Annotated in this window: 10 protein-coding genes; 5 read left to right on the top strand and 5 right to left on the bottom strand. The window is 52.2% G+C overall.

Features of this window, described 5'->3' with window-relative positions; all coding sequences use genetic code 11:
- Positions 1 to 71 precede the first annotated feature (71 nt).
- Together hpt and P9J64_06215 are read left to right on the top strand one after the other, a co-directional pair.
- Positions 72 to 620, top strand: coding sequence for a hypoxanthine phosphoribosyltransferase (gene hpt / locus P9J64_06220; protein MDG5467921.1), 549 nt, complete (start codon positions 72 to 74; stop codon positions 618 to 620).
- Between the two features lie 20 nt (positions 621 to 640).
- Complete coding sequence (locus P9J64_06215) at positions 641 to 2329, top strand: DUF3426 domain-containing protein (protein MDG5467920.1); 1689 nt, start codon at positions 641 to 643, stop codon at positions 2327 to 2329.
- Positions 2330 to 2411: 82 nt separating this feature from the next.
- Here P9J64_06215 and P9J64_06210 read toward each other — a convergent pair whose 3' ends face one another.
- Complete coding sequence (locus P9J64_06210; protein MDG5467919.1) at positions 2412 to 2582, bottom strand: 4Fe-4S binding protein; 171 nt, start codon at positions 2580 to 2582, stop codon at positions 2412 to 2414.
- 278 nt (positions 2583 to 2860) lie between these two features.
- On the opposite strand from P9J64_06210, the gene P9J64_06205 reads away from it, so the two are divergent.
- Entirely contained in the window at positions 2861 to 4126 is a 1266-nt protein-coding gene (locus tag P9J64_06205) for an acetate kinase (GenBank protein MDG5467918.1), read from the top strand.
- 95 nt (positions 4127 to 4221) lie between these two features.
- On the opposite strand, the gene P9J64_06200 is transcribed toward P9J64_06205, so the two are convergent.
- Both P9J64_06200 and pta read right to left on the bottom strand, forming a co-directional pair.
- On the bottom strand, positions 4222 to 6669 hold the full coding sequence (locus P9J64_06200) for a hypothetical protein (GenBank protein ID MDG5467917.1): 2448 nt from the start codon (positions 6667 to 6669) through the stop codon (positions 4222 to 4224).
- A gap of 127 nt (positions 6670 to 6796) precedes the next feature.
- The gene (gene pta, locus P9J64_06195; protein MDG5467916.1) at positions 6797 to 7798 is read right to left on the bottom strand and encodes a phosphate acetyltransferase; all 1002 of its coding nucleotides are present in this window, start codon (positions 7796 to 7798) and stop codon (positions 6797 to 6799) included.
- Positions 7799 to 7970: 172 nt separating this feature from the next.
- Between pta and P9J64_06190 the strand changes: the two genes are divergently transcribed.
- Both P9J64_06190 and P9J64_06185 read left to right on the top strand, forming a co-directional pair.
- Positions 7971 to 8885: a TonB family protein gene (locus tag P9J64_06190; protein MDG5467915.1), complete on the top strand. Its 915-nt coding sequence runs from the start codon at positions 7971 to 7973 to the stop codon at positions 8883 to 8885.
- Positions 8886 to 9198: 313 nt separating this feature from the next.
- Entirely contained in the window at positions 9199 to 9495 is a 297-nt protein-coding gene (locus tag P9J64_06185) for a DUF411 domain-containing protein (GenBank protein MDG5467914.1), read from the top strand.
- A 112-nt stretch (positions 9496 to 9607) separates the two neighbouring features.
- Here P9J64_06185 and gcvPB read toward each other — a convergent pair whose 3' ends face one another.
- Complete coding sequence (gene gcvPB / locus P9J64_06180; protein MDG5467913.1) at positions 9608 to 11068, bottom strand: aminomethyl-transferring glycine dehydrogenase subunit GcvPB; 1461 nt, start codon at positions 11066 to 11068, stop codon at positions 9608 to 9610.
- Positions 11065 to 12414 carry an aminomethyl-transferring glycine dehydrogenase subunit GcvPA gene (gene gcvPA, locus P9J64_06175; protein ID MDG5467912.1) on the bottom strand — a complete coding sequence of 450 codons (1350 nt, stop codon included), beginning with the start codon at positions 12412 to 12414 and terminating at the stop codon, positions 11065 to 11067. Before gcvPA ends, gcvPB begins: the two co-directional genes overlap by 4 nt.

The raw sequence follows: 12414 nt of genomic DNA, 5'->3' as shown, positions 1-12414 counted from the left end.
CTGCCGTCCTGGAACTTCATCAGCCTAAAAAATTGACATAAATCAACCGCTTTGCTATAGAATAGCCGATTATGGAAACCTCTAATACTCCTCAAATAAAGCTATCCCTGACGCCCCTTTTTTCTGCGGATGATATTGCTGCACGAATCAAGGCCCTTGCCGCTGAGATAGATCGAGATTATCGCGGCAAAGAAATCTTGATGATCGCGGTCCTAAAAGGCTCCTTTCTCTTTATCGCCGACCTGATCCGAGCTGTTGAGACTCCATCAGTCATCGATTTTGTACGCCTTGCCAGTTATGGCTCTGCAACCCAGTCTTCGGGCATCATCGAGGTCCGCAAAGATCTTGAGATGTCGATCAAGGACAAACATGTCCTGGTCGTAGAAGACATTGTCGACAGCGGCCTGACCCTTGAGTCACTTCGTGAAATGTTGCTCAACCGGCAACCGGCCAGTTTGAAAATTTGCACCCTGATAGATAAGCAGGCCCAACGGGTTACCGAGGTACCGGTCGACTACGTCGGCTTCTCCATGGATGACGGCTTTATCGTCGGCTATGGTCTGGACCTTGACGAAAAATATCGAGATCTGCCCGACATTCGTGTCGTTGAGGGCACCTGAAATATAGAGGGAGAAACTGAATGATTGTTCGGTGTGAAGCATGCCAAACCCGTTTTCGTTTAGCTGATGAGAAGATCAAGGCTGGCGGCACCAAAGTCCGCTGCTCCAAGTGCAAGGAGGTCTTCACTGTGATGCCTCCAGAACCGGAGCCTGTTGAAGAGACGGTTGACTACGGTTCGTTCAACATGGAGAAAGTTGCTGACGAGTCTCCTGCCGAGGATTCTCCAACCAACGCAGAGCCCCCCTCTGAAACGTCTGTAACTGAGGACGCGGCGCCACCGGAAGAATCTGCCCAGGAAGAAAGCAGTGCTCTCGACTTCAGCGGTCTGGAATCTGAAATGGGTGATGCCGTTGCAAATGACGAGTTGGCAGACGAGTTCACCTTTGTTGACACGAGTCAGCTGCAGAACACAGAAAGCGTAGCAGGGGAAGACACCGCAGAAGAGGAATCTCCGGCCAAAGAAGAGCCACGGGAAGAGAGCTCCTTAGACGAATCGACTGCCTTCAACGACGCTTTCAGTGAAACAGGTGAACCCGATGGAGCCGTGGAGTTTGAATTCAACGAGGAGCCGGAGGCATCAGAATCAGCATCCAGTGATGAGATCGACTTTTCAACGGATGAGCCCTCGGCCGTTGACAAAATAGATTTTTCCTCGGCAGAAGACACGGATGAGCAGGAGCCTTCAGACGAATTTTCCTTCGCTGACGATTCTGGCGACGACGCTTTCGCCTTTGGTGACGCAGAGGAAGAGCTGCCGACTCCGGCAAGCGAGGAGACCAGTGAGCCTGACGAGTTTTCTTTTGGCGACGAAGACCCGTTCGCTGACGATTCCTCTTCCGAGTGGGAAGAGAAGACGGCCAATGAGGACACCTCCTTCGACTTTGAAGAGCCCCAGTTTGACAATAATGAGACAGCAGCAGAAAGTCCGGCGGCACAGTCCGGCAGTGATGATCTGCAATTCGGCGAGATCGATTTTGCCAGCGACACTCCCGAGCAAGAAGCCCCCGGCTTTGACTCTGATGATGACTTCTCCAGCGCGTCGATGGAACAGAAAGAGGAACCGGAGTCTTTCAGCCCAAGCCAGGAGACTTCCAGACCACCTGCAGACGACTATGACGATGAAGAGCCGCTGCCAGCACCACCGCAGCCCAAGAAGAGTTCTCTCTCGCGTATTCTGGTTCTGTTGGTTCTTCTGCTCGTTATTCTGGGTGGAGCGGCAGGCTTCCTGTTTATCCAGGAAGGTGCAATCAACCTCAACACCATCGGCCAGTATCTGCCTTTCCTGCAGGAATATATTGGCGAAGCTCCAGTCAGCTCGCCGGGAGACAGAATCGGCATCAACGTTTTCGGAAGTTCCTATGTGAACGGCGAAGCAGGACAGATGCTGGTCATTCAAGGTGCGGCCGTCAACAATCACCCGGCAACACGCTCGGCGATTACGATCAAGGGTGTCCTTCTCGATACTCAAGGACAAACGCTCTTACAGCAGACCGTCTTCTGCGGCAACAAGCTTGATGACACCGCTCTTAAGACCATGTCATTTGCAGCCATCGAAGAGGCGATGAACAACCAGTTCGGCGACAGCCTTTCCAACATGAACGTTGCCGCCGGAGCGTCGATCCCTTTCACCATCGTCTTCCGAAACCTTCCTGACGGACTTGCTAACATCAACGTCGAAGTGGTTGACTCCAAACCGGGCGCCGGCTAATCCGGGCTATCGCTATAAACACAGAAGGCCGCCCCTGAAATCATCAGGGGCGGCCTTCTGTTTACTCGTATTACAGAGGTACTTAGGGAGCTTCGATTGCGGCAACAGGACAGCTGTCAACACAAGCACCACAGTCCGTGCAAGTTGCTGCGTCAATTACATGCACGTCACCCTGCTCACTGATGGCGTCAACCGGGCAGGTGTCTGCGCAAGCGGCGCAATTGATACACTCGTCATTAATTGTGTAAGCCATGGAATATTCCTCCTCTTCGATAGATTTATGTTTCAGAAACTTTTGGGAGTTTACCGCAAGAAAATGATTCTGTCCAGAGCAAACAGACACCCGGTTTTCCTTAAAAAACTTGCAATTTAGTAATCCTTACATTACCCTCTCACAACACGTTTTACACCTGTAACCCTTTATAAAAGCTGACTTAACAAAAATTTAAGCATGACTAAAAAAACGCTTTTAAAACAGTATTTTGTTTTACCGCCCTAAAAAATGCTTACATTAAAGAGGAGGAACAACTTATGGATATCCTGGCACTTAACTGCGGCAGTTCATCTGTTAAATACCAGCTCTACGACTGGGAGAAGAAAGAAGTCATTGCCAAAGGCATGGTCGAGCGCGTCACGATAGGCGACTCCTACATCATTCACGAAGTCCCCGGCCGGGAGACCTATCGTGAAGAATACGAGTGTCCCGACCACAAGGTTGCAATTCACCTGATCATCAAAATCCTGACTGACAAGGAATACGGTGTCCTTGAAGAAATAACCCAGATATCAGCAGTCGGCCACCGTGTTGTTCATGGCGGAGAGAAGTTTACCTGCTCGGTAACAATAGACGATGCCGTTCTGGAGACCATTAAAGCAGTTCAGCATCTCGCTCCTTTGCATAATCCACCTAACATTTCTGGTATTGAAGCGGCCCAGTCGGTTCTTCCTGACGTTCCGCATATTGCGATCTTCGACACGGCCTTTCATCAGACCATGCCTGAGCCAGCCTACACCTATCCCCTTCCCCATGAATGGTACAAGAAATATGGTGTCCGTCGTTACGGCTTTCACGGCACCAGCCATCTCTATGTGTCCAAGCGTGCCGCAGTCATGCTTGGTAAAGACCCGAAAGATTGTAATATCATCACCATGCATATCGGCAATGGCGTCTCCCACTCTGCCATTAAAAATGGCGTCTCCGTAGACACGTCGATGGGCCTTACCCCTCTTGAAGGTGCTGTCATGGGAACCCGTTGTGGCGATATCGACCCAGCGATCCCGGCCTTTATCATGGAACAGGAAGGCCTCACCCCCATGGAGATCGACAGCGTTCTGAACAAAAAGTCCGGCATCCTGGGAATTACCGGTCAATACACTGACCGCCGCGATGTCATCGAAGGCGCCGAAGAAGGCGACAAACTCTGCAAGCTCGCTCTCGAGGTCGAAGCTTATCGCTTGAAGAAATACATCGGGTCCTACGCTGCGGCGATCGGTGGCATTGATGCTGTTGTTTTCACTGCTGGTGTCGGTGAAATGGGGACTCTGATTCGCGAGAAAGCTGTTGAAGGCCTCGAGTTCATGGGCATCATTCTCGACAAAGAGAAGAATCGCAACACCATGACCCGTAAGACGGAGACCGTGATTACCACTCCCGATTCACCGGTCAAAGTCTTTGTCATCCCGACTGACGAGGAACTGGTTTTCACCGAGGACGTTGTCGCCATCCTTGAAGGGACCTACACAGATCACATGAACTTCAAGTACAGCTTTGCTTCTTCGGAGTTCCAACGTAAGTAAAAGCAAAGTTCTCATCTTTTCAGAAAAAGTAAAGGCCAGGATAATTCCTGGCCTTTACTTTTTCTTAGCACCTTCGGCAGAACCGTTTCAATACATCAATCAGAATCCTGGCAATAGCTCCCCAAAGTACTCTCGATATGCTCTGCAGTCATCTCGTCCATCTCAAAACCACTCTTTCGAAGAAAGTCCAGGCCTTTCTTGATCGCCTTTTGCATAGAGTCTTCATCCTTAGGTCTCTTCGCCGGAATACAGACCAGGGTGTGTTTGTTCTGCTTCAGCCGATAGAGCAGATAAAGGTTCTTCTGCTTTCCCTGCTTCAGAACAACCATAAAGGCCATACAGTATTGTGAGGGATAACCCTCGATAGCCATCTGGACATTAAAGACGGTTTCCCATGCCTTGAAGACTTGACCTGTTGAGCTGCAGGGCAATCCCTGAAGATCCCAATCCGGGCGGAAGAAAGCACCTTTCTTGGGCGTGGGCCGCACTTCATGAGGTAAGGGTTTAGAGGACGTTGATACCTTTTCATTCTCACCCGGAGCAGCCGTCTCCACGACACCCTGCCCTTTTTCCAGAGTCGTTGCCTCTGCCAGCAAAGCTTCCTGCTCAGCAAGCTTCTTCTCAACCGATGCAAGCTCTTTGGCCAGAGCCTTCTTAACAAGGGTCTCCCCTTCCAGTTGGTCCTCCAGAGATCGTAGTCGTTCTTCCAGCTCCTGAACCCGGTCATCGTCCTGCCCTGTGGAAGCCTCCCGGGAGCTCACTTCCAGACTGCTGGCTTCTGTCTCACGGACCATTTTTTCAAGGGAATCAATGATCTTATGAGCCTCCTGAAGTTCGTTGTCCAGAGTCTCCCTCGCAGCTTTCTCCTGGTCGACACGAAGAGTCAGCGCCTTCACCTCCTGGTCAAGCGCTGCAGAGGATTCAGGCTCAGCAACCCCCGGTCTGGACTTTAATTCTTCAGCGGCAGACTCAGCCTGCTTCAGAGACTGTTGCAGCTCAGAGATACGTCGATCATCCTCTGCAGCTCCTCTCTCCAAACGCTTGCGGACACTAAGTTCCTGATCAAATTCTTGGCGAAGGCTCTCGTTCATCTTGACCAGTTCGGCGTACCGTCCTTCCGTTTCTTGCAGATTGGCAGACTCAGCGGCATTGGCCTGACTCAAGCGCTTTACCTCCTCGAAACCCTTCTGCAAACCATCATACTTTTCAAGAGCCAAAGAGAGTTCTTCTTTCAAGTTCTCGTTTTTCTGCCCCAATTCGGCATAGAGGCCTTCCAATTCCCGGAGTTCAGCATGCTTGGCAGCATTGGCCTGCCCAAGGCTCTCAGCCTCCTCAAGACTCTTCTGCAAAGTCTCTTGCTTTTCAACAGCAACCGCAAGCTCCTCTTGGAGACTGTCCTTAAGAGCAATCGTCTCCTTAAGCTGTTCCTCTGCCTTATCCAACTGAAACTGCAACGCCTCCGAGAGTTTAACGGCTTCACTGAAACCATCAGCCCTCTGCTCGGCAGTCTTGAGCTCCAGATCAAGGGCCTTGATCCGGAGTTCGGCCTCTCTGCAGTTCTTATCAAGCTGCGTCGCCTCAGACTCCTGCTCTCCGAGCTGAGCAAAGGCCTCCTCTCGAAGGCCTTCAGACTCTTTAAGATCATTCTGCAAAGCAACAATCTGCTCATTGGCTGATTTGACATCATCAACAAACTGTTTTTGCTTCTGCTGCTCTGCAGCCAAAGCGTCTCGGACAGAAGTCAAATCGGCATCAAGCGACTTGATGCGACCATTCAATGCGACAATCTTGCGCTTCTGTTTTAAAACATCTGAAGACTGCGTTTCGACATCAACCAAGCTCTCCTCGAGGTCCTGAATGCGCTTTTCCGCAGCAGACGTAATGGCCTCGCTGAATTCTTTTTGCGAGCGTGCTGACTCAGCCGCGGTTTCTGCTTCTTCCAGCCTTGCAGTAAGATCTTTTATCTGGGCCAGAAGTGTCGTCTTCTCATTATCGGCAGATTCTTGGGGAGAGAATAACTCTTCAAGAAGTTCTCGCAGCGCGCCAGACCGATCCTGTATGCGTTTTTCAGTACTCAGCTTGAGGGCGGCTCTTTTCCCCTGCGGACTTTCGGGTTTTTCGTCAAAGGCGGCCTGAAGATCGGCAAGGATTCGTTGGTGTTCTGTTCGTTGAAGCTGTGCTTCAGCGGGAGAGGCAATACCGGGAACATCGCGCAGAACAACCTCAAGCATGGCAGAACTGAGCTTCAGATTGACGTCCTCCAGCTGGAAGCCAAGTTCAACAAGGGTCTCCTGCCCGTACTTCCACAAGGCTTTTTTATCTGGACCGGCGACGGTAAAGATCAGGGCTTTTTTCAGGCTTTTGGCATAGAAGGCAACGCGACAGCGCTGTTCATCTTTATCCAGATAATCGCAGAGAGAGGCCTGCAATTCATACTGACTCTGGGCATCGCTGCCAAAGGAGACGGCAAAAGTTGAGCGACAAAGTTGCTGAATCTCTTTCGCTTCAGCTTCGATGAAACCTTCATGTTCGTAAAGAAGCATTCTTTCCCCCCGGAAAAAGGTGTGATTTTATCTTCACAAAATGCCATAAGTTAAGGGCTGATAGCAAGCTATCAACCCTTAAAACAAAACGAAATATTAATAATTTCAGAAGCCTGAGCAGGAAAGACTAGCCCTGCGCCTGCACTGCTGTAATCGCCGAGACCGAGACGATATCATCGACAGAGCAACCACGTGAAAGATCGTTGACCGGCTTGGCCAAGCCTTGAACTATTGGGCCAACCGCTTCAGCACCGGCAACACGCTCGACCAGCTTATAGCCAATATTACCAGCATCAAGTGTCGGAAAAATCAGGGTGTTGGCCTTGCCGGCCACAGCTGAACCGGGAGCTTTTTTCTCGCCGACCTTGGGCAGCAAGGCTGCATCTGCCTGAAGCTCACCGTCAATCTGCAGATCAGGGGCAAGCTGTTTGGCGATTTCAAGAGCTTCGAGAACCTTGTCACAATCTTCGTGGCTGGCGCTCCCCTTGGTGGAGAAAGAAAGCATGGCAACACGGGCATCTACACCGAGGAAGCTTTTGCAGCTGCTCGCAGTGGAGATAGCTATCTCTGCCAGGGCCTGAGCGTTGGGGTTCGGATTCACCGCGCAGTCAGCGAAACACAAGACACCGTTCTCGCCAAAATCGGGGTTCTTGGTTACCATCAGGAAGACGGAAGAGACTGTCTTCATACCCGGAGCGGTGCCAATGACCTGAAAGGCTGCACGTAGAACATCACCGGTGGTGTTGTAGGCACCTGCGACCATGCCACCCGCATCATCTTTACGAACCATCATCGCACCAAAGAAGAGGTTGTCTTCTCCGGTCAGGATTTCACGTGCCTGTTCTGCCGTCAGCCCCTTTTTCTCACGCAGCTTCACCAACTCTGCGACATAATCATCGAGTTGCGCGGCATTCTTCGGATTGATCAAGTCCACTCCGGCCAAAGAGACACCAAGCTCACCGGCTTTTGTTTCAAGAGCAGCGGCGTCTCCGAGCAAAACGACTTTTGCCAAACCATCCTTGGTGATCAGCTCCGCAGCCTGAATCATACGATCATCATAACTTTCCGGAAGGACAACAGTCTGGAGACTCGTGCGAGCCTTGGCTTTGATCTGGTCTACGAGATGCATAATCTGCTCCTTTAAGTACAATATTGATTTTATTAAAGATGAAAAATATACCGGATGGTTTCTAAGGCGTCAACTTCTTTCCCTGTCAGAAAGTTATGAGAATCCGCTTATTCCATGGTGGCAGAAACCAGTGAAAGTGTACTACAATAAGATGTTTATTTACTGAGGGAAGATGACGTCCGAACAAAGACAAAACCGAATCATTACCGGGTTCATACTGCTTTCGCTGCTGCTGCACCTGCTTTTGCTGCTACTGCCCAAAGACAAGCTGTTCCCGGAAGAAGCCCTACCGGAGCCGGTATATGTCGAGGTACGTCCACCCCAACAGCAGGAACGTGAACTCGACCTGCCGATCCGCAAGGAGCTGGAGAAACCTCGCGAGAAACCGGCCAAACGTTTGGCTGAGAAGGATCAGGTCGTCGAAAAAGAGATGGCGCCCGAAGCACAAGACACGGAAGATCGCGAAAAAATTGTACGTTCTCCGAAACCTGCTCCGAAGGCTCCCCCTAAAGAGCAAGCGAAGCCGCGCAAAGAAGTCGTCGAGAAAAAAACCGAACCTGATCTTGAGTTACCATTCACGCCGGACGGCTGGAAACAGAAGCCCGAAAAGAATCCGTCCCGGGAAGTTCCCGACCTGCAGACCCTTACACAGATTTCACCTGCCGCCCTGTCTAAAATTGAAAGTGACTGGCGGCGCAAATACCGAGCTGATGTCGAACGAGGCGATACCGTATGGATGGACAGTCAACAGGACTTGCTTCACTCCTTCATGCGGAGGTTCCGGACCAACGTTTACAATGTTTGGAACTACCCGGGCTCTGCGGTCCAGAGAGGTCAGCAAGGAACCTGCCTGCTACGCATCACCATAGATCGTCGGGGGAACATCAGCGATGTGCAACTGCTCGAGAGTTCCGGGCATCGGGTTCTGGACGATGAAGCGATAACTGCCGTGCGCCAGGGCGCCACCTACGGTCCCTTACCAAGAGCCTACCCACATGAAGAGTTGAAGGTCATGGCCTTCTTCGATTACCGCCTCAGCGGCAATGTCAGCAGATCCTCCCGTCGCCGACCCGGGGCGATTTACTAAAGCACCGGGCAGGCATGCTGCCCTTTGTCCGCCGACTTGATGTCTGATCATTGGATAGCCTATAGTTATATTAGGCAGCATCGCTGTTGCCTGAAAAATGTGTTATTCCTCTGATATTCAAGCCTCTGGAAAGGAATCGGTAATGACTCGCTTGCTATCTATTTTTCTTTTGTCCTTCGGCCTGGCCTGTTTATTGGTATCACCGACGTCGGCAGAAGAGCAGGCTCAACAGCCTCTGATAGAAATATACAAAGCCCCTGGCTGAGGTTGCTGCGGCGGCTGGGGCCAACACCTTGAAGACGCAGGCTTTCGCGTGACCTCTGAGGATGTTCGTAACATCTCTGAGATCAAAACCCGACACAGCGTCCCGGTTAAGCTCCAGTCTTGCCATACAGCCATCGTTGATGGCTACGTATTGGAAGGACATGTCCCAAAGACAGAAGTGATTCGATTGTTACAGGAAAGACCCGAGGTTATCGGCCTGAGTGTACCCGGAATGCCGATAGGTTCTCCAGGCATGGAGATGCCCGGCAGAGAGGCTGAACCTTACGAGGTTTTGTTATTTGACAAACAAGGTGTCATTGAGGTTTACGGCACCTATCCAAAATAAGTTTTACTTTAACGAGCTGCGTTTCGATTTAATTATCAACTTGTGAGAAAAGCAATGGCCGGCCTTTATCAGGCCGGCCATTTTTAGTTACATTGCATTCATAACTCTTCGATCACGTCGTCTCTTGCCAACGCAACTTCGGCTTGCGCGCGGCTGTCGTCTCATCTAAACGTCTCACCCGCGAACGAACCGGTGCCTGGAGGAGCAGTTCAGGATTATCGCGAGCTTCGCCGGCGATGGCGATCATGGCGTCACAGAATTCGTCCAGCACCTCCTGGCTCTCCGTTTCGGTCGGCTCAATCATGATCGCGCCCTTCACCACCAGCGGAAAGTAGATGGTCGGTGGATGATAGCCATAGTCAATCAGACGCTTTGCGACATCCAGGGTATGACAACCCCCTTCCAGGTCTTTGTCTGAAAAAATAACTTCATGCAGGGAACGGGATGTATACGGGAGGTCATAAACACCTTCCAGTCGGGCTCGCACATAGTTGGCGTTAAGAACCGCCATCTCGCTGGCGTGTTTTAAGCCTTCGCCGCCCAGGCTGCGGATATAGGCATAAGCACGCAGCATAACGCCAACATTGCCATGAAACGCCAGCATGCGGCCAACGGAATCGGTCTTGGGTGTTTCAATCTGATACGTCTCGCCATCAAACTCGACACCCGGACCAGGCAGATAAGGGATGAGTTCCTCGGTCACACCAACCGGACCGGCGCCAGGACCACCTCCACCGTGTGGCGTGGAGAAGGTCTTATGGAGATTGAAGTGCATCACATCAATGCCCATATCACCCGGGCGAGCAATGCCCATCAACGCATTGAGGTTGGCACCGTCACAATAAACCAGACCACCGCGTTCGTGGACCAGCTTGCAGATCTCTTCAATGTTGGTTTCAAAAAGACCGAGAGTGTTCGGATTGGTGACCATCAAAGCAGCCACACTATCATCCATGTGCGCCTCAACCTCTTCCAGGGTGAGCACCCCGTCGGAAGCGATCGGCACAACATCATAGCCGGTCAATGATGCGGTCGCCGGGTTGGTGCCATGAGCCGTATCAGGAATCAGAACCTTGCTGCGTTTGCTGCCGCGGGCTTCGTGCCAGGCTCGAATCACCAGCATACCCGCCAGCTCGCCTTGAGCACCTGCAGCCGGTTGCAAGGTTACTTTGGCAAAACCGGAAATTTCTGCCAGATCGACCTGCAAACGGTGCATCAGTTCCAGAGTTCCCTGGGCCAGGTGCGATGGCGTTGCCGGATGGATGCCGGCCAGACCCGGGATGCGGGCAACGGCCTCGTTGACCTTGGGATTGTACTTCATGGTACAGCTGCCCAAAGGGTAGAAGCCTGAATCAACGCCATAGTTCCAGGTCGACAGTCGGGTAAAGTGACGAACGACATCAACCTCGGAAAGCTCCGGGAAGCCATCAATTTCTTCGCGACAGAGATCGCTCGGAAGTTCAGCCGCCGGCACATCGAGCTTTGGAAGGCTGTAGCCTTTGCGACCCGGGTCAGAATGTTCAAAAAGCAGCTTTTCGTTGAGGACAAGCCCACTGGTACCTACGATTGTCATGCTGCACCTCCCTGCAGTGCAGCGACCAGCGCGTCAATCTCTTCACGCTGATTCTGCTCTGTTACGCAAACCAGGAAACAATCCGCCATTTCAGGGTAATCCTCACCGAGTGGGATACCACCCAGAATCCCAGCCGCCTCAAGTCGCGACAGAACCTCTGCGACCGGCGCTTCGGAGCGGACAACAAACTCGTTGAAAGCAGGCCCATCGAAGACCAGGCTGAAGCCTTTTATGCCTGAGAGTTGTTTACGGGCATATGCAGCTTTGGCAAGGTTCTGCTCAGCCATCTCGCGCAGGCCCTGTTTACCGAGCAGGCTCATAAAGATGGTTGCCATCAGGGCGCAGAGGCCCTGGTTGGAGCAGATATTCGAGGTCGCTTTTTCACGGCGAATATGTTGCTCGCGAGTCGCCAGGGTCAGGACGAAGCCGCGCTGTCCTTCAAGGTCTGTGGTCTCACCGACCAGGCGTCCCGGCATGCCACGCACATCTTTCTGCCGAACAGCGAAAAAACCGACATAGGGGCCGCCAAAGGCGAGGGGCAAACCAAAGCTCTGAGCGTCGCCGGCGACGATATCGGCACCGAGTTCACCAGGCGATTTGAGCAGGCCAAGCGCAATCGGTTCGGCGACCGCTGTCACCAGTTTAGCGCCATGTTGGTGACTCTTTTCTGCCAGGGCGGCAACATCTTCGATCACGCCAAAATAGTTCGGGTAACCAGCCACAACAACAGCGGTGGAGTCATCCAGCTTGGCAGCAAGGTCCTCGAGATCGGTGCGGCCGTCGGCGGCGACAGCAACATCGACAAGCTCCATATTCAGGTAGCGGCAGTAGGTTGCCACGACCCCGCGGTAGCGAGGGTTGAGTGCCTTTGACAAAAGAACCTTTTTGCGCCGGGTCAGGCGCATAGCCATGAGCACGGCTTCAGCACAAGCCGAGGCGCCATCGTACATTGAGGCGTTGGCCGCATCCATACCGGTCAACTGGCAGATCAGCGTCTGAAACTCGAAGACAGCCTGCAAGGTTCCCTGGCTTATTTCCGGCTGATAGGGCGTGTAAGCCGTATAAAATTCGCTGCGTGAAATCAGAAGATCAATCACGGTAGGAATAAAATGATGATAAGCCCCGCCACCGAGGAAACTTTTGTGAGTCTCCGGAGTCGCATTCCCCAGCGCGAGAGACTTAAGCTCTCGAAGCAACTCTGTCTCGCTGGCCGGCTCCTGAATATCAAGCGGACGCTTTAACCGGACAGATTCCGGAACCTCGACGAAGAGGTCTTCCAGGGTGGCGACTCCGATCCGTTCCAGCATCTGAGTCACGTCCCCTGCAGTGTGCGGGATATAACGCAT

The organism is Deltaproteobacteria bacterium IMCC39524 (assembly GCA_029667085.1).
Classification (GTDB): Bacteria; Desulfobacterota; Desulfuromonadia; order Desulfuromonadales; family BM103; genus M0040.
The sequence above is the reverse complement of the archived record's forward strand: the minus strand, read 5'-3'. Positions and strand labels throughout refer to the sequence as shown.

What these genes read in the sequence shown, in the direction of transcription:
- hpt (MDG5467921.1), top strand. Translation starts at nt 72, where the DNA reads ATGGAAACCTCTAATACTCCTCAAATAAAGCTATCCCTGACGCCCCTT.
- P9J64_06215 (MDG5467920.1), top strand. Translation starts at nt 641, where the DNA reads ATGATTGTTCGGTGTGAAGCATGCCAAACCCGTTTTCGTTTAGCTGAT.
- P9J64_06210 (MDG5467919.1), bottom strand. Translation starts at nt 2,582, where the DNA reads ATGGCTTACACAATTAATGACGAGTGTATCAATTGCGCCGCTTGCGCA.
- P9J64_06205 (MDG5467918.1), top strand. Translation starts at nt 2,861, where the DNA reads ATGGATATCCTGGCACTTAACTGCGGCAGTTCATCTGTTAAATACCAG.
- P9J64_06200 (MDG5467917.1), bottom strand. Translation starts at nt 6,669, where the DNA reads ATGCTTCTTTACGAACATGAAGGTTTCATCGAAGCTGAAGCGAAAGAG.
- pta (MDG5467916.1), bottom strand. Translation starts at nt 7,798, where the DNA reads ATGCATCTCGTAGACCAGATCAAAGCCAAGGCTCGCACGAGTCTCCAG.
- P9J64_06190 (MDG5467915.1), top strand. Translation starts at nt 7,971, where the DNA reads ATGACGTCCGAACAAAGACAAAACCGAATCATTACCGGGTTCATACTG.
- gcvPB (MDG5467913.1), bottom strand. Translation starts at nt 11,068, where the DNA reads ATGACAATCGTAGGTACCAGTGGGCTTGTCCTCAACGAAAAGCTGCTT.
- gcvPA (MDG5467912.1), bottom strand. Translation starts at nt 12,414, where the DNA reads ATGCGTTATATCCCGCACACTGCAGGGGACGTGACTCAGATGCTGGAA.